The 20,685-nt window shown below is 65.8% G+C and carries 13 protein-coding genes and 5 rRNA genes; 13 read left to right on the forward strand and 5 right to left on the reverse strand.

What is annotated here, in order from left to right; all coding sequences use genetic code 11:
- Positions 1-130 precede the first annotated feature (130 nt).
- A 23S ribosomal RNA gene (locus JOD49_RS11995) occupies positions 131-3,236 on the forward strand.
- A gap of 88 nt (positions 3,237-3,324) precedes the next feature.
- Positions 3,325-3,441, forward strand: a 5S ribosomal RNA gene (rrf, locus tag JOD49_RS12000).
- Between the two features lie 164 nt (positions 3,442-3,605).
- Here the strand turns inward: rrf (JOD49_RS12000) and JOD49_RS12005 are convergent.
- The gene (locus JOD49_RS12005; protein ID WP_205307394.1) at positions 3,606-3,836 is read right to left on the reverse strand and encodes a hypothetical protein; all 231 of its coding nucleotides are present in this window, start codon (positions 3,834-3,836) and stop codon (positions 3,606-3,608) included.
- Positions 3,837-4,027: 191 nt separating this feature from the next.
- Here JOD49_RS12005 and JOD49_RS12010 point away from each other — a divergent pair, with 191 nt between their 5' ends.
- Together JOD49_RS12010 and JOD49_RS12015 are read left to right on the forward strand one after the other, a co-directional pair.
- A complete protein-coding gene (locus JOD49_RS12010; RefSeq protein ID WP_307822513.1) occupies positions 4,028-4,846 on the forward strand; it encodes a TrmH family RNA methyltransferase in 819 nt (272 codons plus the stop codon).
- 62 nt (positions 4,847-4,908) lie between these two features.
- Positions 4,909-5,424 carry an HAD domain-containing protein gene (locus JOD49_RS12015; RefSeq protein WP_205307395.1) on the forward strand — a complete coding sequence of 172 codons (516 nt, stop codon included), beginning with the start codon at positions 4,909-4,911 and terminating at the stop codon, positions 5,422-5,424.
- 67 nt (positions 5,425-5,491) lie between these two features.
- On the opposite strand, the gene JOD49_RS12020 is transcribed toward JOD49_RS12015, so the two are convergent.
- Positions 5,492-5,836, reverse strand: coding sequence for a putative quinol monooxygenase (locus tag JOD49_RS12020; protein WP_205307396.1), 345 nt, complete (start codon positions 5,834-5,836; stop codon positions 5,492-5,494).
- Positions 5,837-6,593: 757 nt separating this feature from the next.
- Between JOD49_RS12020 and JOD49_RS12025 the strand changes: the two genes are divergently transcribed.
- The 3 genes from JOD49_RS12025 to rrf (JOD49_RS12035) all read left to right on the forward strand — a co-directional run bounded on the left by JOD49_RS12025 (position 6,594) and on the right by rrf (JOD49_RS12035) (position 11,822).
- Positions 6,594-8,114: ribosomal RNA gene (locus tag JOD49_RS12025) — 16S ribosomal RNA — on the forward strand.
- Positions 8,115-8,511: 397 nt separating this feature from the next.
- Positions 8,512-11,617, forward strand: a 23S ribosomal RNA gene (locus JOD49_RS12030).
- 88 nt (positions 11,618-11,705) lie between these two features.
- Positions 11,706-11,822, forward strand: a 5S ribosomal RNA gene (gene rrf, locus JOD49_RS12035).
- Together the 16S, 23S and 5S rRNA genes form the textbook arrangement of a ribosomal RNA operon.
- Before the next feature lie 92 nt (positions 11,823-11,914).
- On the opposite strand, the gene JOD49_RS12040 is transcribed toward rrf (JOD49_RS12035), so the two are convergent.
- The 3 genes from JOD49_RS12040 to JOD49_RS12050 all read right to left on the reverse strand — a co-directional run bounded on the left by JOD49_RS12040 (position 11,915) and on the right by JOD49_RS12050 (position 14,584).
- Entirely contained in the window at positions 11,915-13,204 is a 1,290-nt protein-coding gene (locus JOD49_RS12040) for an alpha/beta fold hydrolase (RefSeq protein WP_205307397.1), read from the reverse strand.
- Positions 13,201-14,160, reverse strand: a complete 960-nt coding sequence (locus tag JOD49_RS12045) for a zinc-binding dehydrogenase (RefSeq protein ID WP_205307398.1) — start codon at positions 14,158-14,160, stop codon at positions 13,201-13,203. Before JOD49_RS12045 ends, JOD49_RS12040 begins: the two co-directional genes overlap by 4 nt.
- Positions 14,161-14,278: 118 nt before the next feature.
- Positions 14,279-14,584, reverse strand: a complete 306-nt coding sequence (locus JOD49_RS12050; protein WP_205307399.1) for a hypothetical protein — start codon at positions 14,582-14,584, stop codon at positions 14,279-14,281.
- 126 nt (positions 14,585-14,710) lie between these two features.
- Here JOD49_RS12050 and JOD49_RS12055 point away from each other — a divergent pair, with 126 nt between their 5' ends.
- The 6 genes from JOD49_RS12055 (at position 14,711) to JOD49_RS12080 (ending at position 20,628) form a co-directional block, all read left to right on the forward strand.
- Positions 14,711-15,223, forward strand: coding sequence for an RrF2 family transcriptional regulator (locus JOD49_RS12055; RefSeq protein ID WP_205307400.1), 513 nt, complete (start codon positions 14,711-14,713; stop codon positions 15,221-15,223).
- A 369-nt stretch (positions 15,224-15,592) separates the two neighbouring features.
- Positions 15,593-17,476, forward strand: coding sequence for an FAD-dependent oxidoreductase (locus JOD49_RS12060; protein ID WP_205307401.1), 1,884 nt, complete (start codon positions 15,593-15,595; stop codon positions 17,474-17,476).
- The gene (locus tag JOD49_RS12065; RefSeq protein ID WP_205307402.1) at positions 17,473-17,985 is read left to right on the forward strand and encodes a 4Fe-4S dicluster domain-containing protein; all 513 of its coding nucleotides are present in this window, start codon (positions 17,473-17,475) and stop codon (positions 17,983-17,985) included. The genes JOD49_RS12060 and JOD49_RS12065 overlap by 4 nt, the downstream gene beginning before the upstream one ends.
- Positions 17,982-18,989, forward strand: coding sequence for an ABC transporter substrate-binding protein (locus JOD49_RS12070; RefSeq protein ID WP_205307403.1), 1,008 nt, complete (start codon positions 17,982-17,984; stop codon positions 18,987-18,989). Before JOD49_RS12065 ends, JOD49_RS12070 begins: the two co-directional genes overlap by 4 nt.
- Positions 18,986-19,891 (forward strand): ABC transporter permease, encoded by a 906-nt coding sequence (locus JOD49_RS20775; protein ID WP_205307404.1) that lies wholly within the window; start codon positions 18,986-18,988, stop codon positions 19,889-19,891. The genes JOD49_RS12070 and JOD49_RS20775 overlap by 4 nt, the downstream gene beginning before the upstream one ends.
- Positions 19,888-20,628, forward strand: a complete 741-nt coding sequence (locus JOD49_RS12080) for an ABC transporter ATP-binding protein (protein WP_205307405.1) — start codon at positions 19,888-19,890, stop codon at positions 20,626-20,628. The genes JOD49_RS20775 and JOD49_RS12080 overlap by 4 nt, the downstream gene beginning before the upstream one ends.
- Positions 20,629-20,685 lie beyond the last annotated feature (57 nt).

Below are 20,685 nucleotides of genomic sequence, written 5' to 3' on the forward strand. Positions count from 1 at the left end.
GTGAACCGCCAACCGTTGTGTTGGTAGGCCGTGGGAGCGGGTGGGATCGTCCGTAGCTTGAGAACTGCACAGTGGACGCGAGCATCTTTGTAAGATCAAAGATTTATCTTTGTTCTCTGCAATTTTTTGTTGTCAAGTTTTTAAGGGCACAGGGTGGATGCCTTGGCACTAGGAGCCGATGAAGGACGTTGTAGCCTGCGATAAGCCTCGGGGAGTTGGCAAACGAACCGTGATCCGAGGATCTCCGAATGGGGAAACCCCGCTGGAGTCATGTCCAGTGACCCGCACCTGAATATATAGGGTGTGTGGAGGGAACGTCGGGAAGTGAAACATCTCAGTACCGACAGGAAGAGATATTCCGTGAGTAGTGGCGAGCGAAAGCGGAACAGGCCAAACCGTTCATGTGTGATAGCTACCAGGCGTTGCATGGGCGGGGTTGTGGGACCTTTCAGACCGGGCTGGTACCTGGTCAGGGAGTCAGAAAGCCGCGTTATAGTCGAAGGGCATTGAAAGGCCCGGCACAGAGGGTGCGACCCCCGTAGACGAAATGACGCGGCCTCCCGAAGGGGATCCCAAGTAGCACGGGGCCCGAGAAATCCCGTGTGAATCCGGCAAGACCACTTGCTAAGCCTAAATACTACCTAGTGACCGATAGCGGACCAGTACCGTGAGGGAAAGGTGAAAAGTACCCCGGGAGGGGAGTGAAATAGTACCTGAAACCGTGTGCCTACAATCCGTTGGAGCCTCCCTAGCAGGGGTGACAGCGTGCCTTTTGAAGAATGAGCCTGCGAGTTAGTGCTCAGTGGCAAGGTTAACCCGTGTGGGGAAGCCGTAGCGAAAGCGAGTCTGAATAGGGCGAATGAGTCGCTGGGTCTAGACCCGAAGCGAAGTGATCTAGCCATGGGCAGGTTGAAGCGTGGGTAAGACTACGTGGAGGACCGAACCCACCAGGGTTGAAAACCTGGGGGATGACCTGTGGTTAGGGGTGAAAGGCCAATCAAACTTCGTGATAGCTGGTTCTCCCCGAAATGCATTTAGGTGCAGCCTCGCGTGTTTCTTGCCGGAGGTAGAGCTACTGGATGGCCGATGGGCCCTACAAGGTTACTGACGTCAGCCAAACTCCGAATGCCGGTAAGTGAGAGCGCGGGAGTGAGACTGCGGGGGATAAGCTCCGTAGTCGAGAGGGAAACAGCCCAGACCACCAGCTAAGGCCCCTAAGCGTGTGCTAAGTGGGAAAGGATGTGGAGTTGCACAGACAACCAGGAGGTTGGCTTAGAAGCAGCCACCCTTGAAAGAGTGCGTAATAGCTCACTGGTCAAGTGATTCCGCGCCGACAATGTAGCGGGGCTCAAGTACACCGCCGAAGCTGTGGCATTCACACAAACGCTAGGCCTTCGTGGTCCAGGCGTGTGGATGGGTAGGGGAGCGTCGTGTGGGCAGTGAAGTCGCGGGGTAACCCAGCGGTGGAGCCTACACGAGTGAGAATGCAGGCATGAGTAGCGAAAGACGGGTGAGAAACCCGTCCGCCGAATGACCAAGGGTTCCAGGGCCAGGCTAATCCGCCCTGGGTAAGTCGGGACCTAAGGCGAGGCCGACAGGCGTAGTCGATGGACAAGGAGTTGATATTCTCCTACCGGCGAAGAACCGCCCATACCGAACCCGGTGATGCTAAGCGCCCTTAACCAGCACCGTCTCCTTCGGGAGACATCGCTGGAGCGGCGCGCGACCCGAACCGGTACTAGGTAAGCGTATTAACAGGGGTGACGCAGGAAGGTAGCCCAGCACGGCGATGGTTGACCGTGTCCAAGGTTGTAGGGCGAACAGTAGGCAAATCCGCTGTTCACATAGCCTGAGAACTGATAGATAGCGCGTATGCGCGAATTGGGTGATCCTATGCTGCCAAGAAAAGCCTCGGCGCGAGGTTCTAGCCGCCCGTACCCTAAACCGACTCAGGTGGTCAGGTAGAGAATACTAAGGCGATCGAGAGAATCGTGGTTAAGGAACTCGGCAAAATGCCCCCGTAACTTCGGGAGAAGGGGGGCCCGATGCGTGACGGAACTAGCTTCCCGAGCGTTGACGGCCGCAGAGACCAGGGAGAAGCGACTGTTTACTAAAAACACAGGTCCGTGCGAAGTCGCAAGACGATGTATACGGACTGACGCCTGCCCGGTGCTGGAAGGTTAAGAGGACGGGTCAGCCTTCGGGCGAAGCTCAGAATTTAAGCCCCAGTAAACGGCGGTGGTAACTATAACCATCCTAAGGTAGCGAAATTCCTTGTCGGGTAAGTTCCGACCTGCACGAATGGCGTAACGACTTCTCCGCTGTCTCAACCGCGAACTCGGCGAAATTGCACTACGAGTAAAGATGCTCGTTACGCGCAGCAGGACGGAAAGACCCCGGGACCTTTACTATAGCTTGGTATTGGTGTTCGGTGCGGCTTGTGTAGGATAGGTGGGAGACTGTGAAGCATGCACGCCAGTGTGTGTGGAGTCAACGTTGAAATACCACTCTGGTCGCTCTGGATATCTAACCTCGGTCCGTAATCCGGATCAGGGACAGTGCCTGGTGGGTAGTTTAACTGGGGCGGTTGCCTCCTAAAATGTAACGGAGGCGCTCAAAGGTTCCCTCAGCCTGGTTGGCAATCAGGTGTCGAGTGCAAGTGCACAAGGGAGCTTGACTGTGAGACTGACAGGTCGAGCAGGGACGAAAGTCGGAACTAGTGATCCGGCGGTGGCTTGTGGAAGCGCCGTCGCTCAACGGATAAAAGGTACCCCGGGGATAACAGGCTGATCTTGCCCAAGAGTCCATATCGACGGCATGGTTTGGCACCTCGATGTCGGCTCGTCGCATCCTGGGGCTGGAGTAGGTCCCAAGGGTTGGGCTGTTCGCCCATTAAAGCGGTACGCGAGCTGGGTTTAGAACGTCGTGAGACAGTTCGGTCCCTATCCGCTGCGCGCGCAGGAAACTTGAGAAGGGCTGTCCCTAGTACGAGAGGACCGGGACGGACGAACCTCTGGTGTGCCAGTTGTTCCGCCAGGAGCACGGCTGGTTAGCTACGTTCGGAAGGGATAACCGCTGAAAGCATCTAAGCGGGAAGCCTGCTTCAAGATGAGGTTTCCATCCCCGCAAGGGGGAGAGGCTCCCAGCTAGACCACTGGGTAGATAGGCCGGATGTGTAAGGCAGGACTAAAGACTGCTGAAGCTGACCGGTACTAATAAGCCGACAACTTGATAACACTCAAACTTTTTGCTACGCGTCCACTGTGCGGTTCCCGAGATACGGGCACACCCTTCGTAACCAGGGTCCCGACATCTCCATAGAGTTACGGCGGTCATAGCGAGAGGGAAACGCCCGGTCCCATTCCGAACCCGGAAGCTAAGCCTCTCAGCGCCGATGGTACTGCCCTGGAGACGGGGTGGGAGAGTAGGTCGCCGCCGGACAACCATTCACCAAAGGCCCACCCCTCACGGGGTGGGCCTTTGGCATACCCCCAACACTCACGCGAGCCACGCACCAGCCCCCTCAGCCCCAGCACCCACCCGTGCCGGGGCTTTCCTGTCCCCGGAAACGCCGCCACGCTCCGACGACCCACCGGGAGCCAGCCTCACTGCCGGGCGCGCCCAGCATGGCCCGGGCCGGAGCCGGTGGGGTCAGCTCCGCCGTCGGGCCGGGCGCTCCGGCGCTCCGCCGCCGCTGCGGTGCACCCGGACGAGCGAACCTGCTGCGACGACGAGATGCCCCCGAGCACGAAGGCCGTCAGGAGGAGCATCGGCGACATGGCGAGCGCCAGAGCCGGCGCAGCCACGACGAGCACGAACGTACCGCCGAGGCTCACGGCTGTCCGACCCGGGGAAGTGGGGGAGGGCGGTGGAACGAGGCATGGTCATGTCCCCCGGACGCAGGTCCCGCACGACGCGTCGGCCGGGCTGCCGATCGAGGGACACAGTCTGCACCGGTCGTGAGCCGGTAGCCTTCCAGGGGGCGACGGCCGGACCGCGTCGCCGCACAACGGTTCAGGAGGAACACGTGGTTACCCGCATCAGCGCACGGAACGCACGCTTTCAGGTGCTGCAGACGTTGCTCGCGAACAGGACCAAGCGTCATCGCGCGGGCGAGTTCATCGTGCAGGGAGTCCGGCCCATCAACCTGGCGATCGAGCACCGCTGGGACGTCCGTGCCCTGGTGTACGACGCGGACCGGTCGCTCTCGCCGTGGGCCCGCGGCCTGCTCGCCTCCCTCCCCGACGCAGAGAAGATCGCGATGGCCGCGCCGCTGCTCGGGGAGCTCAGCGAGAAGTCCGAGGGCGTGGCCGAGCTGCTCGCCGTCGTCGCGATGCCCGCGGACGACCTCCTGCGGATCCCCGTGCCGGCGGACTTCCTGGGTCTGGTGTTCGACCGTCCGACGCAGCCGGGCAACATCGGGTCGATCGTCCGGTCGGCCGACGCCTTGGGCGCGCACGGCGTGATCACCACGGGGCATGCGGCCGACGCGTACGACCCGAAGGCGGTGCGCGCCTCCACCGGCTCGTTCTTCGCGGTACCGACGATCCGGGCGGAGTCTCCCCTCGAGGTCATGGAATGGGTCGAGAGCCGGCGGGCGAGCGGCGTGCCGATCGTCGTCGTCGCGACCGACGAGGACGGAGAGGCCCAGATCTCCGAGCACGACCTGACAGGTCCGACCCTCCTCCTCATCGGCAACGAGACCGCGGGTCTCTCGCGCGCCTGGCGAGATGCCGCCGACGTCACGCTCAGCATCCCCATGGCCGGCGCGGCCAGCTCGCTCAACGCCGCGAACGCCGCCTCGATCGTGCTCTACGAAGCGCGTCGACAGCGCTCGGCGACGTAGCCGGCCCGCTCGATCCACGCGGGGGTCGAGGGAAACGACCAGGGCCGCGCTACCGTGCGCGCATGGCCATCGCACCGCGACCGATCCTGCTCCTCGACATCGACGGAACCCTGCTTCCGTTCGGAGGGCCGGGAATGCCGTCGGTGCCGGGCCCGCCCGAGACCTGGACCGCCGCATCGAACCCCTACCTGGCGTGCATCGGCCGGGCGATGGGTCCTCTGTTGACGGGGTTGGGGTGCGAGCTCGTCTGGGCGACGGCCTGGATGCACGAGGCGAACCACGTGATCGCACCCTTGCTCGGCCTGCCGAGCCTCCCGGTTGCGGATCTTCCCGCGTACGCGGGGGACCGTGGCGCGAACGACCTGCAGTGGAAGACGAGAGCACTGGTCCGGATCGCCGCGGGGCGTCCGTTCGTCTGGGTCGACGACGTCATCGGGGACGCCGACCGGCGGTGGATCGACGTCGATCATCCAGGCGTCGCGCTGCTGCACCAGGTCGATCCCGCCGTCGGGCTGACCTCGGCGGACCTCGGCGCGATCGCGGACTGGCTGCGAGACGTGGAGAACTTCGCTCGCTGAGGGGAACCGGCGCCGACGTCGAGGCCGGCCGCAGGGAGACGGCCCCGGTGAACTCCCGTGCTGGGCCCTAGAGGACCTGACGGTAGAGCAGAGCGGGCTCCGCCTTCTCGAGATCCTCGAGCGCTGCGACGAGTCGCACGAAGTGCTCCGTCCGAGTGTGCGCGTCGAGGTGCTCCTGCGACTCCCACTCCTCGACGAGGACGAACCGAGTGGCGTCGTCCCTTCCCTGGAGAAGTTCGTACGACAGGCAACCGGGCTCCTGACGAGTCGCAACGACCAGCTCTCGGTACACCTCGAGAGCACGAGCGAGATGCCGTTCCTCGATGACACAGGGCACGTGCACGCGGACGTGCTGGCTCTCACCCGGGTGCTGGTCGACCTGTGGACGCGAGGGGTCGTCGTGGAAGCTCATGGGCCGACGCTACCTGGGGGAGCGCCAGGCACGACGAACCGTCGGTCCGGTTGGTCCGGTAGTCCGGTCCGGTCGGTCCGGTCGGTCCGGTCCGTCCGACCGTCGGTCCGTCGGTCCGTCCGTCCGTCCCTCCGGCCGTCGCGGCGATCAGACGCAGGTCGCGCGCGAGATCGTCGTCGCGGGCGGAGCCCGTGGGCTGGAGATCACCCGCCGGCGCCGTCCGAGCCCCGGTGACCGGGGTCACGGGGCACGGGTTTGACCATCGGGCCTCGACCCCCGTAATGTTCTCTGAGTCAGCCCGGCAGGGAGGAACAGACACCACTGCGAAGCTCTTCGGAGCCGCCGCGAAGTGGCTGGATCCCCCGGGTGAACCACACTTCCTGAAGACTCCTGGGGTTTCTTGTTTCCTTGAGGAGTAGGGAATGCGGTCGGCTTGAGCGGCTCCCTTCACGAGAAATCGTGAGGTCGGAACGCCCCGGAAAGTCTGATAAGATTAACAAGTTGCCCCGAGTGAAGGCCCCTGAGGGGTTGGAGTCGGTGCGTGTCGGTTGCTTGAGAACTCAACAGTGTGCTTGATAGTTAATGCCAATTGTCCTGCATGGGCGTGTGGCGCGCACCTTCGGTGTGTGTTGTGTGTTCGTGTTGAGACTTCTTTTGGTATGAATTGAAAACGTCATGTTTTCGGTTTGTAGCCATGATTATGGACCTTCGGGTCCGCTTCGTATGGTTGTTAATCCTTCGGGGTTGATAGCAAACATTTACGGAGAGTTTGATCCTGGCTCAGGACGAACGCTGGCGGCGTGCTTAACACATGCAAGTCGAACGGTGATGCCCAGCTTGCTGGGCGGATCAGTGGCGAACGGGTGAGTAACACGTGAGTAACCTGCCCCAGACTCCGGGATAAGCCTTGGAAACGAGGTCTAATACTGGATACGAGACGCCCCTGCATGGGGAGTGTCTGGAAAGATTTATCGGTCTGGGATGGACTCGCGGCCTATCAGCTTGTTGGTGGGGTAATGGCCTACCAAGGCGACGACGGGTAGCCGGCCTGAGAGGGCGACCGGCCACACTGGGACTGAGACACGGCCCAGACTCCTACGGGAGGCAGCAGTGGGGAATATTGCACAATGGGCGAAAGCCTGATGCAGCGACGCCGCGTGAGGGATGAAGGCCTTCGGGTTGTAAACCTCTTTCAGCAGGGAAGAAGCGCAAGTGACGGTACCTGCAGAAGAAGCGCCGGCTAACTACGTGCCAGCAGCCGCGGTAATACGTAGGGCGCAAGCGTTGTCCGGAATTATTGGGCGTAAAGAGCTCGTAGGCGGTTTGTCGCGTCTGGTGTGAAAACTCAAGGCTCAACCTTGAGCTTGCATCGGGTACGGGCAGACTAGAGTGCGGTAGGGGTGACTGGAATTCCTGGTGTAGCGGTGGAATGCGCAGATATCAGGAGGAACACCGATGGCGAAGGCAGGTCACTGGGCCGCAACTGACGCTGAGGAGCGAAAGCATGGGGAGCGAACAGGATTAGATACCCTGGTAGTCCATGCCGTAAACGTTGGGCACTAGGTGTGGGGCTCATTCCACGAGTTCCGTGCCGCAGCAAACGCATTAAGTGCCCCGCCTGGGGAGTACGGCCGCAAGGCTAAAACTCAAAGGAATTGACGGGGGCCCGCACAAGCGGCGGAGCATGCGGATTAATTCGATGCAACGCGAAGAACCTTACCAAGGCTTGACATACACCGGAAACTTCCAGAGATGGTTGCCCCGCAAGGTCGGTGTACAGGTGGTGCATGGTTGTCGTCAGCTCGTGTCGTGAGATGTTGGGTTAAGTCCCGCAACGAGCGCAACCCTCGTCTTATGTTGCCAGCACGTTATGGTGGGGACTCATAAGAGACTGCCGGGGTCAACTCGGAGGAAGGTGGGGATGACGTCAAATCATCATGCCCCTTATGTCTTGGGCTTCACGCATGCTACAATGGCCGGTACAAAGGGCTGCGATACCGCGAGGTGGAGCGAATCCCAAAAAGCCGGTCTCAGTTCGGATTGGGGTCTGCAACTCGACCCCATGAAGTCGGAGTCGCTAGTAATCGCAGATCAGCAACGCTGCGGTGAATACGTTCCCGGGCCTTGTACACACCGCCCGTCAAGTCACGAAAGTCGGTAACACCCGAAGCCGGTGGCCCAACCCTTGTGGAGGGAGCTGTCGAAGGTGGGACTGGCGATTGGGACTAAGTCGTAACAAGGTAGCCGTACCGGAAGGTGCGGCTGGATCACCTCCTTTCTAAGGAGCATCACTCACAGCCGGCGCCCTCGGGCGTTGGTTGTGCAGAGGCCATGGCACCCGCCGAACGCGTGGGTGGATGGTTGCTCAAGGGTGGAACATTAACGAAGAGCTCGTCCATGACGGTTCGTGTCAGTACCTGCCCACCTTGTGTGGGTGGTGGAACATCACGGGTACGGGGGATGGGTTTGCCAAGCACACTGTTGGGTCCTGAGGGAACCGCCCGCATGGGTGGGGTCGCTCTGAACGGGCCATCGCGTCTCCTGGGTGAACCGCCAACCGTTGTGTTGGTAGGCCGTGGGAGCGGGTGGGATCGTCCGTAGCTTGAGAACTGCACAGTGGACGCGAGCATCTTTGTAAGATCAAAGATTTATCTTTGTTCTCTGCAATTTTTTGTTGTCAAGTTTTTAAGGGCACAGGGTGGATGCCTTGGCACTAGGAGCCGATGAAGGACGTTGTAGCCTGCGATAAGCCTCGGGGAGTTGGCAAACGAACCGTGATCCGAGGATCTCCGAATGGGGAAACCCCGCTGGAGTCATGTCCAGTGACCCGCACCTGAATATATAGGGTGTGTGGAGGGAACGTCGGGAAGTGAAACATCTCAGTACCGACAGGAAGAGATATTCCGTGAGTAGTGGCGAGCGAAAGCGGAACAGGCCAAACCGTTCATGTGTGATAGCTACCAGGCGTTGCATGGGCGGGGTTGTGGGACCTTTCAGACCGGGCTGGTACCCGGTCAGGGAGTCAGAAAGCCGCGTTATAGTCGAAGGGCATTGAAAGGCCCGGCACAGAGGGTGCGACCCCCGTAGACGAAATGACGCGGCCTCCCGAAGGGGATCCCAAGTAGCACGGGGCCCGAGAAATCCCGTGTGAATCCGGCAAGACCACTTGCTAAGCCTAAATACTACCTAGTGACCGATAGCGGACCAGTACCGTGAGGGAAAGGTGAAAAGTACCCCGGGAGGGGAGTGAAATAGTACCTGAAACCGTGTGCCTACAATCCGTTGGAGCCTCCCTAGCAGGGGTGACAGCGTGCCTTTTGAAGAATGAGCCTGCGAGTTAGTGCTCAGTGGCAAGGTTAACCCGTGTGGGGAAGCCGTAGCGAAAGCGAGTCTGAATAGGGCGAATGAGTCGCTGGGTCTAGACCCGAAGCGAAGTGATCTAGCCATGGGCAGGTTGAAGCGTGGGTAAGACTACGTGGAGGACCGAACCCACCAGGGTTGAAAACCTGGGGGATGACCTGTGGTTAGGGGTGAAAGGCCAATCAAACTTCGTGATAGCTGGTTCTCCCCGAAATGCATTTAGGTGCAGCCTCGCGTGTTTCTTGCCGGAGGTAGAGCTACTGGATGGCCGATGGGCCCTACAAGGTTACTGACGTCAGCCAAACTCCGAATGCCGGTAAGTGAGAGCGCGGGAGTGAGACTGCGGGGGATAAGCTCCGTAGTCGAGAGGGAAACAGCCCAGACCACCAGCTAAGGCCCCTAAGCGTGTGCTAAGTGGGAAAGGATGTGGAGTTGCACAGACAACCAGGAGGTTGGCTTAGAAGCAGCCACCCTTGAAAGAGTGCGTAATAGCTCACTGGTCAAGTGATTCCGCGCCGACAATGTAGCGGGGCTCAAGTACACCGCCGAAGCTGTGGCATTCACACAAACGCTAGGCCTTCGTGGTCCAGGCGTGTGGATGGGTAGGGGAGCGTCGTGTGGGCAGTGAAGTCGCGGGGTAACCCAGCGGTGGAGCCTACACGAGTGAGAATGCAGGCATGAGTAGCGAAAGACGGGTGAGAAACCCGTCCGCCGAATGACCAAGGGTTCCAGGGCCAGGCTAATCCGCCCTGGGTAAGTCGGGACCTAAGGCGAGGCCGACAGGCGTAGTCGATGGACAAGGAGTTGATATTCTCCTACCGGCGAAGAACCGCCCATACCGAACCCGGTGATGCTAAGCGCCCTTAACCAGCACCGTCTCCTTCGGGAGACATCGCTGGAGCGGCGCGCGACCCGAACCGGTACTAGGTAAGCGTATTAACAGGGGTGACGCAGGAAGGTAGCCCAGCACGGCGATGGTTGACCGTGTCCAAGGTTGTAGGGCGAACAGTAGGCAAATCCGCTGTTCACATAGCCTGAGAACTGATAGATAGCGCGTATGCGCGAATTGGGTGATCCTATGCTGCCAAGAAAAGCCTCGGCGCGAGGTTCTAGCCGCCCGTACCCTAAACCGACTCAGGTGGTCAGGTAGAGAATACTAAGGCGATCGAGAGAATCGTGGTTAAGGAACTCGGCAAAATGCCCCCGTAACTTCGGGAGAAGGGGGGCCCGATGCGTGACGGAACTAGCTTCCCGAGCGTTGACGGCCGCAGAGACCAGGGAGAAGCGACTGTTTACTAAAAACACAGGTCCGTGCGAAGTCGCAAGACGATGTATACGGACTGACGCCTGCCCGGTGCTGGAAGGTTAAGAGGACGGGTCAGCCTTCGGGCGAAGCTCAGAATTTAAGCCCCAGTAAACGGCGGTGGTAACTATAACCATCCTAAGGTAGCGAAATTCCTTGTCGGGTAAGTTCCGACCTGCACGAATGGCGTAACGACTTCTCCGCTGTCTCAACCGCGAACTCGGCGAAATTGCACTACGAGTAAAGATGCTCGTTACGCGCAGCAGGACGGAAAGACCCCGGGACCTTTACTATAGCTTGGTATTGGTGTTCGGTGCGGCTTGTGTAGGATAGGTGGGAGACTGTGAAGCATGCACGCCAGTGTGTGTGGAGTCAACGTTGAAATACCACTCTGGTCGCTCTGGATATCTAACCTCGGTCCGTAATCCGGATCAGGGACAGTGCCTGGTGGGTAGTTTAACTGGGGCGGTTGCCTCCTAAAATGTAACGGAGGCGCTCAAAGGTTCCCTCAGCCTGGTTGGCAATCAGGTGTCGAGTGCAAGTGCACAAGGGAGCTTGACTGTGAGACTGACAGGTCGAGCAGGGACGAAAGTCGGAACTAGTGATCCGGCGGTGGCTTGTGGAAGCGCCGTCGCTCAACGGATAAAAGGTACCCCGGGGATAACAGGCTGATCTTGCCCAAGAGTCCATATCGACGGCATGGTTTGGCACCTCGATGTCGGCTCGTCGCATCCTGGGGCTGGAGTAGGTCCCAAGGGTTGGGCTGTTCGCCCATTAAAGCGGTACGCGAGCTGGGTTTAGAACGTCGTGAGACAGTTCGGTCCCTATCCGCTGCGCGCGCAGGAAACTTGAGAAGGGCTGTCCCTAGTACGAGAGGACCGGGACGGACGAACCTCTGGTGTGCCAGTTGTTCCGCCAGGAGCACGGCTGGTTAGCTACGTTCGGAAGGGATAACCGCTGAAAGCATCTAAGCGGGAAGCCTGCTTCAAGATGAGGTTTCCATCCCCGCAAGGGGGAGAGGCTCCCAGCTAGACCACTGGGTAGATAGGCCGGATGTGTAAGGCAGGACTAAAGACTGCTGAAGCTGACCGGTACTAATAAGCCGACAACTTGATAACACTCAAACTTTTTGCTACGCGTCCACTGTGCGGTTCCCGAGATACGGGCACACCCTTCGTAACCAGGGTCCCGACATCTCCATAGAGTTACGGCGGTCATAGCGAGAGGGAAACGCCCGGTCCCATTCCGAACCCGGAAGCTAAGCCTCTCAGCGCCGATGGTACTGCCCTGGAGACGGGGTGGGAGAGTAGGTCGCCGCCGGACAACCATTCACCAAAGGCCCACCCCTCACGGGGTGGGCCTTTGGCATATCCGCAGCATTCTCGTGGGCCCGGTCAGGGCCCCTGCGCTCTCGCTCAGCTCCACCCGTACCCTGCGAGCCATCGGGTGATCTCGCGGTAGAACCGTCTGCGCGGTCCTGGACCGGACAGCGTCAGGTCGTGGATCCCTCCGGGGATGCGGGCGATCGTCACCACGGGCCCGAGGTTCGGTGCGCGCCGGGCGAGCAGCTCGACGTCGAGCACGATGTCCGCCTGCCGCATGTCCTCGCTCCAGCGGGGACTGATGATGGTCCGGTCCGACGTCAGGACGATGATCGGACACGTGACCGACAGCCCGGCGGCCACGGTGGCGTGGCCTTCGATGATGCCTCGCAACCACCCTGCCCGGACGGCGAACGACGGGACCGGTCGCCAGGCGGGGTTGAACTCCCAACCGCCGCTCTCGAGGTCGCGCAGGGTGCGGGCGTAGTAGCCGGGATCGATGTTCGGCAGGGGGGCCTTGGGCTGGAAGCGTGCGAGCTGCCGGATGGCCGGGGAGGACACGGTCCGGACCGTCGAGGACCCCTGGAGCTCCAACCACGGGCTGTTGAGCACGAGCCCGCGCAGCCGGCCGGGGTTGCGGTGCGCCCACAGGACCCCGGTGAGCCCTCCTGTCGAGTGCCCGACCAGCATGATCGAGGCGTGCGCGCCGAGCTCGACATGGATCATGGCGAGCGCGGTCTCGAGGTCCTCGTCGTACTCGTGGAGATGTTCGATGTATCCCGGGGTCTGGTGCGGCCGGAGGCTCCGCCCGTACTTGCGCAGGTCCACGGCGTAGAACGCCGCACCTTGCGCGTGCCAGTACTCGGCGAGCTCGGTCTGGAAGAAGTAGTCGCTCCACCCGTGGACGTACAGCACCGCGCGCGCGGGGCGGACGGGTTCCTCGGTCGGTGGGTCGTACCGGACGAGGGTCGCGACGACGTCACCTTCGTCGTCGGGCGTGAGCTGGAGCGTCAGACGGCGATAGTCCGGCCCCAGGACGTCCTCCTCCCACCGCCCGCGCTGCGGTCGGACCCGCGGTCGCGGTGCAGGGCCGCGGGGCCCCGCCGGGACGAGCGAGGCGGCCTCGGCGAGCGGTGCTCGCAGCGACGCGAGGGTCAGGGTCCGGGGAGCGGTGGTCCGGGGGCGACGTCCGGACCCCGCGATGCGCGGCGAACCCGTCCACTCGTGCGACCCCGCCGAGCCGGTCGCCCGCGACCCGCTGCCACGCTGCGTGGAGCCTGCGGCCCCCTCGGCGGCCGCGTCGACGTCCGGTCCGACGTCGGAGGCACGCCTGGTCTCGCGCCCGGCCCCCTCCGGGCGCCCCCGCTCCGCGTCCTCGGTCATGTCGTGAGCACGATCTTCCCGTAGTGCTCCCCGGCGTCGAGCCGGGCGAGGCCGGACGCGGCCTGGGCGAGCGGGAAGACCTCGTCGATCGTGGGGCGCACGTCGGTGCGGGCGAGGAACCGCAGCAGGGCCGCGAGGTCCTCGCGCGAGCCCATCGTGACCCCGCGCACCGTGATCTCCTGGAAGAAGATGCGTGAGAGCTCGGCGGGGCTCGCGTCGCCCGAGGTCGCCCCTGCGACGACGACCGTCCCGCCCGGTCGGACCGAGCGCATCGAGTGCGACCACGTGGCCTGACCGACGGTCTCGATCACGGCGTCGACCCGGGCGGGGGGCCGCGCGCCCGGTTCGAAGACCGCGGACGCGCCGTTCTGCAGGGCCCGTGCCCGCTTGGCCGACGACCGTGACGTCACGAACACCTCGATGCCCGCCGCGCTCGCGAGGCGCGTCGCGGCGCTCGCGACGCCGCCCCCCGCCCCCTGGACGAGCACGCGGTCGCCCGGGGCGAGCCCCGCGACGCTGAAGAGCATGCGGTAGGCGGTGAGCCACGCCGTCGGGAGGCACGCCGCCTCGACGAACGTGAGCTCGGGCGGCTTGGGGACCAGGTTCTTCGTGGGCACGGCGACCTGCTCGGCGAGCGTGCCCGCGTACTTCTCGGACAGGAGCGTCCGGGACTCGGAGGGGCCGACGCCGTGCCCGTCGGCACCGATCACGCCGTGGGCGACGACCTCGGTGCCGTCGGGGGCGATGCCCGCGGCGTCGGTGCCGAGGATCATCGGGAGCTGCTCGGCGCGCAGCCCCACCCCGCGCAGCGACCACAGGTCGTGGTGGTTCAGGCTCGCGGCCCGGACGTCGACCACCGACCAGTTCTCCCGGGGCTCCGGAGCGGGCAGGTCTCCCACGGTCAGCCCTGCGAGCGGGTCCTGCTGGTCGAAGTGCGTCACGTAGGCGGCAAGCATGTGTCCAACCTACGGTCTACCCGCGCCGAGCGCGTCCGAGCCCGGACAGGACACCCTCCCCGTCCGGACCGTGAGAACGCCAGACCCGCGGCGGCCTCGGAAGCGGCGGACGTGCAGGTCAGCGGTGGATGCCGCCTGCGACGGGGTGCCACTTCGGTCCGTAGCGGCGCGTGAAGACAGCGCCGCTCACCTCGACGAGGGCGCCGGCCGCGGCGCGGACCGCCCGGGCGGTCTCGGCCGCCTGGTCGTCGTCCTCGGCGAGGAAGCGCACCGTGACGCGGGCTTCGCCGGCCACGATCCCCAGGTCGTAGGACTCGACCTCGGTCCGTTCGCGGGCAGCGGCAGCCGCGGCGGGCAGCACGGCTTCCGGGGACGCGCCAGGGCGCAGCATCCCGACGACGAGGCTCACCCGGTACGAAGTCACCGCTGCACCTTCGCACACCTCGGGCGCCCGGGCCGAACCCGCACCGCCCTGCACCGCGCTGGTGGTCGGGGCGCTTCACCCGATCATCCTGCACGGTCGGTCACATGCCGTCGGCATACTGGGCCCATGCGCATCACCGCCAAGATCGACTACGCCGTCCGCGCGTGCGTGGAGCTCGCCGTCGCCTACGACGAGGGGTTCGTGACCGCGGAGCGCGTCGGCAAGGCGCAGCGCATCCCGGGGTCGTTCCTCCTGGGCATCCTCAACCAGCTGCGCAGGTCCGGCCTGGTCGAGAGCCGTCGGGGCGCCGAGGGAGGGTTCCGGCTGGCGGCGGACCCGGCGAGGATCGCGGTCGCGGACGTCATCCGGGCGATCGACGGCCCGCTCGCGAACGTCGCCGGCGTCCAGCCCGAGGACACGTCGTACGCGGCGTCCGCGGCGGCGCTCCAGCAGACGTGGGTCGCGCTGCGGGTCGCGATGCGCTCGGTCCTGGAGCACGTCACGATCGCGGACCTCGCGTCGGGCACGCTGCCCGACGACGTCGCTCACCTCGTCGGGGACTCGGAGGCGTGGGTCACGCGGCCGTTCGGGGACGAGGTCGAGCTGCGGGGCGGGGGAGAGGACGCACGCCGAGGGTGACGGCGTGGGTCGCCGAGGGTGATGCTCGTGCCTGCCGAGGGTGACGAACCGTCACCCTCGGCGGCTCGCACCGTCACCGTCGGCGGTTCGGGGCGTCACCGTCGGCGTCAGATGTTCCACCGGTTCAACGCTGCACGGTTAACACTGCGAAACCTTGTCTCATCCGTGAGACGAATCTGGACCGTTTCGGTCCAGTTCAACTAGCGTCCCTCTCATGCACACCGAGCCGACGCACCGCGCGCTCCGCGCCACCGCGCCGGGCTGTTGCTGTCGTCCCGTCTGACCCGACGGAACAGCCCCCTGCGCCGCCCCCCACCGGCGCTCCTGTGCACCCGCGACCAGGTCGCGGCCCCCCGAAAGCGACCCCTCATGGTTGTGCCCTCTACCTCCCCCCGCTCTCCTTCGGTCGCCCGAGCCTCCTCGGGTCCCGGAGCACATCGACCCACCTCTCACCGTGCCCCCCGACCCGCCCTCGTCGAGGACTCCGCCGAGCACCTGCTCCTGCACGCCGACGTCCTCGTGATCGGTGGCGGCCCCGCCGCGACCTGGTCCGCGATCGCCGCGACCGAGCAGGGCGCGAGCGTCGTCCTGGTCGACAAGGGCTACTGCGGCACGAGCGGCGTCGCGGCGACGGCCGGCGTCGGGCACTGGCTCGTCCCGCCGGACGCCGAGCGCCGCGACGAGGAGATCACGCCGCGCGAGGAGCAGGGCGGCCACCTGACCGACCGCGACTGGACCAACGACGTCCTCGACGAGGCCTGGTACCGCACCGCGCTCATCGAGGGCTGGGGGTACGAGCGCACGCGCCGCTCGCGCCCAGCAGGCACCGGTGCCCGCGGCGGAGCAGGCGGCCCCGCCCAGGCCCCGAACCCCTTCGCGCGCCGCCCCGGCGAGCGGTCCTTCTCGGGATCGTCGCCCGACTACCTGCGCTTCCTGCGTGGCAAGGTCAAGAAGAACGGCGTCACGGTCCTCGACCACAGCCCCGCGCTCGAGCTCCTGGTCGACGGTGCGGGCGTCGTCTCGGGCGCCCAGGGCTACCAGCGCCAGACCGGGCGCCCGTGGCGCGTGGCGAGCGGCGCCGTCGTGCTCGCGACGGGTGGGACCACCTGGAAGTCGCACTCCCTGGGCGGCGACGTCAACACGGGCGAGGGCCACCTCATGGCCGCCGAGGTGGGCGCTCACCTGTCGAGCATGGAGTTCTCCAACTTCTACGGCATGGTCCCGTTCGGCACCTCGATGGACAAGAACGGCTTCTTCGTCACGGCCTCCTACTGGGACCACGAGGGCGTCCCCATCGCGTACGAGAACCTGCACAAGAGCCGCGCCGAGCTGCTCGGCGCCTCGCTGCGCGGCACGATCACGGCCCAGTTCACCCAGTTCCCGCCCGAGGTCCGCCCGACCCTGCGCGCGGCCATGCCCAACTTCTTCATGGTCACGGACAAGCTGGGCGTCGACCCGTTCACCGAGCGCTTCCCCATGGACTGGGTCCAGGAGGGCACGGTCCGCGGCACAGGCGGCATCCACGTGCTCGACCGCGACGCCTGGACGGGCGTCCCGGGCCTGTACGCGGCGGGCGACGTCGCGGCGCGCGACCGCGTGGTCGGCGCCGCGACCGGCGCGGGCGGACCCAACCTGGCGTGGGCCGTCGCGTCGGGCACGTGGTCGGGCCGGGCCGCGGCCGCCCTGGCGACAGACCGCGGCCCGTCGTCCCGCAGCGTGCGCCTCGACCCCACGGGCACGCTGGGTCTGCGGCCCGACGGCGGCGCGCGGCCCGGACGGTCGGCCCCGGCCGACGCGTGGCGCGAGATCACGGCCGCGGTCCGTGACGAGATGCTGCCCATCGACAAGTCGGCCTTCCGTCATCACCACGGCCTCGTGCGCTCGCTCGACACGCTCGACGACCTGTGGGACCGCGCGGGCACCGAGCTCGTGCCCACCGACGCGCGCGGCCTCGACGCGATCCGCACGCGCGAGACCGCGGGCATGCTCGCGACGGCGCGCTGGGCCGACCGCACCGCGCTGCACCGCACCGAGACCCGCGGCATGCACACCCGCACCGACTTCCCCGACACCGACCCGCAGCAGGCCCGGCGCCTGCTCACGGGCGGGCTGCGCGACCTGTGGGTCGTGCCGGACCCGGAGCCGCCCGTGACCGGGGACGCGGGGGCGCCCTACGCCGGCGCTCCAGGTCCGTCCCTCGCGGGAGCGCCGCACCCGACCACCCCACCGACCCGGACCGAGGAGGCGTCGTGATCGAGATCCTCAACGCCGCGCGCTGCACGTCGTGCGACATCTGCGTGCGCATCTGCCCCACCAACGTCTTCGAGGCGGTCGACGGCGGCGTGCCCACCATCGCGCGGCACTCCGACTGCCAGACCTGCTTCCAGTGCGAGGCGTACTGCCCCGAGGACGCGATCTTCGTGGCCCCCTCCCGGACGCCCGAGCCCGCCGGCTCGCCGTTCCTCGACGAGGCCGACCTGCTCGACCGCGACCTCCTGGGCCTGTACCGGGACCGGGTCGGGTGGCGGCGGGCACCGCGAGGACAGGGCGGCGACCAGGACACCGGGACGGTCGGCACGCCGGTCACCGCGCAGGGCGGCGAGCCCACCCCCGCGGTCCTCGCGTCCGACGTCGACTACCACCGCGCGGCCGCGCTCGCCCCGGCGGCACCCTCCCTCGACCGCGTCTCCGACGACCTCCTGTCCCACGACCGCACCCCGCCAGACAGCATCCCGACCACCCCCCAAGGAGCCCCCTCATGAGCCGGAACCGCACCCTCGCCGCCCTGGCGTCGCTCGCCCTCGTCGCCGCGCTCGCGGCCTGCTCCACGTCGGAGGCCGCGACGCAGTCGGGCGACGGGTCGAGCGCCGCCGCCGAGCTCGCGCCCCTGACCACGGGCGGACCGTGGAACGGCGTCGCGGGCAAGACGCCGGTCGCGACCGGGCCGTTCGGCTACGCGGCAGAGACCGGGATCGCGGACGAGATCCTCGCGAAGCACGGCTTCGCGTACGAGGGGTTCGTCGGGTTCAACAACGGGCCGCCCGTGGTCCAGGCCCTCCAGACGGGCGACATCCAGGTCGGCTTCATCGGCGACACCCCGGCGACGCAGGCCAAGGCGAGCGGCCTCGACGTCCCGGCGCTCGTCATCGCCAAGCCGTCCTCCGACATCTGGTTCCTCACCAAGGCCGGCGGCGTCACGACGATCGACCAGCTCGCGGGCAAGAAGGTCGGGCTCCAGTTCGGCTCCAACTTCGACAAGTACGGCCGTGCGGTCCTGGAACGGGCCGGTGTCCTCGAAGACGTCGAGCTCGTCAACCTCCTGTTCGCCGACGCCCTGCCCGCGCTCCAGCGTGGCGACATCGACGCCGTCCCGGTCCCCGCGACCACGGCCGGGATCTGGCGCCTGAAGAACGACTTCCCCGTCCTGTCCAAGGCCAGCGAGGACGACCCCGACCTGCTCGCGACCAACGTCTCGCTCACCTCGCGAGAGACCTACGACGCCAACCCGCAGCTCGCCGCCGCGGTCTGGGAGGTCACCGAGGCGGGCATCGCGAAGATCGAGGCCGACCACGACGCCTACGCCCAGTGGGTCTTCGAGGCCACGGGCTCGCCCGTCGAGGTCGTCAAGGAGGCCGAGCTCTGGCAGTACGGCACGCAGGCCATCGACCCCGACGGGCTCGAGACCGTCCAGTCGACGCTCGACTTCCTCGTCGGCTCGGGGGCTGCCCCGAAGGCGTTCGACGTCAGCACGTGGGGCGTCGAGTGACCACCGGCACGACGACGCCGCGCACCGCTGCTCCCGCGTCCACCTCGGGCGTCGCGGCAGGCGCGGGCACGGTGCCGGCCACCTCCGGGGGCGCCGCCGGGGCGCGGACCGGTGCTGCGTCGTCGGGCAGGAGGACACGCTCGCCGCGCGACGGGCTGCTGCGCGCCTCGGTGCCCACCGCGATCCTCGCGGCCTGGTTCCTGGGCTCGGCCCAGGGCTGGATCGACGAGAAGCAGTTCCCCGCGCCCTGGCAGGTCGCCGACGCGTTCGCCACGCTCGTCAGCACGGGGGTGCTGTGGGAGAACCTGTCCGTCTCGCTCGGGCGCGTGGCCGTGGGCTTCGCGGTCGGCGGGCTGCTGGGGCTCACGCTCGGCGTCGTGGCGGGGCTGTTCCGCCTGGGCGACCAGCTCCTCGACCCCACGCTCCAGATGCTGCGCACCATCCCGTTCCTCGCGATCGCGCCGTTGCTCATCCTCTGGTTCGGGATCGACGAACGACCCAAGATCATCATCATCGCGGCCGCCGCGCTGTTCCCGCTCTACCTCAACACCCACAGCGGCGTGCGCAACGTCGACCGCAAGATCCTCGAGGCGGGCAAGGTGTTCGGGCTGCGCGGGCTCGGGCTCGTGCGGCACGTCATCCTGCCCGAGGCCATCCCCTCGGTCCTCGTCGGGCTGCGGGTGTCCCTGTCGGTGTCGCTGCTCGCGCTGATCGTCGCGGAGATGTCCAACGCGCCGCGCGGCATCGGGTTCCTCATGGTCTCCGCGCAGCAGTACTTCCAGATGGACGTGCTCGTGGTGTGCGTGCTGATCTACGCGGTGTGGGGGCTGTCGGTCGACCTCGTCGTGCGTAGCCTCGAACGCGTCCTGCTGCCCTACAAGCGACTCGGGAGAAAGTCATGAGCGCACCGACCGTGCCGGACCTCGCCGCACCGACCGTCCGGGTGCAGGACGTCGGGAAGTCGTACGGCGACCGGACCATCCTCGAGGACTTCTCGCTGACGCTGCGCCCCGGCGAGTTCGTCGCGCTGCTCGGCGCCAGCGGCTCCGGCAAGACGACGCTGCTGCGCATCCTCGCCGGGCTCGAGAGCCACGACACCGGGACCGTCGAGGCCCCCGCCGAGCGGACCGTCGTGTTCCAGGAGCCGCGGCTCGTCGCGTCCAAGCGCGTCGGATCCAACGTGATCCTCGGGCAGCGGGCCACCCGCGACCGGCGCGCGGCAGCCTCGGCGGCGCTCGAGGAGGTGGGCCTCGGCGGGCGCGAGGCCGCGTGGCCCACGACCCTGTCCGGAGGAGAGGCGCAGCGCGTCGCGCTCGCCCGGGCGCTCGTGCGCAACCCCCGGCTGCTGCTGCTCGACGAGCCGTTCGCCGCGCTCGACGCCCTGACCCGCATCAAGATGCAGGCGCTCGTGGCCGAGCTGTGCCACGAGCACCAGCCCGCGGTGCTGCTCGTGACGCACGACGTCGACGAGGCGATCCTGCTCGCCGACCGCGTGGCCGTGCTCCAGGACGGGAAGGTCGGGGTCGAGCTCGAGGTGCCGTTCGACCGGCCGCGGCGCCGAGGGGTCCCGGGGTTCGGGGACTTCCGGCGACGGCTGCTGCTCGAGCTGGGCGTCGAGGAGGCGATCGGGGCGGCGTGAGGGTGACGTGCCGGGTCGCCGAGGGCGACGGACAGGCCCGCCGAGGGTGACCGGGTA

The sequence above is a fragment of the Oerskovia jenensis genome (genome assembly GCF_016907235.1).
GTDB classification, from domain to species: Bacteria; Actinomycetota; Actinomycetes; order Actinomycetales; family Cellulomonadaceae; genus Oerskovia; species Oerskovia jenensis.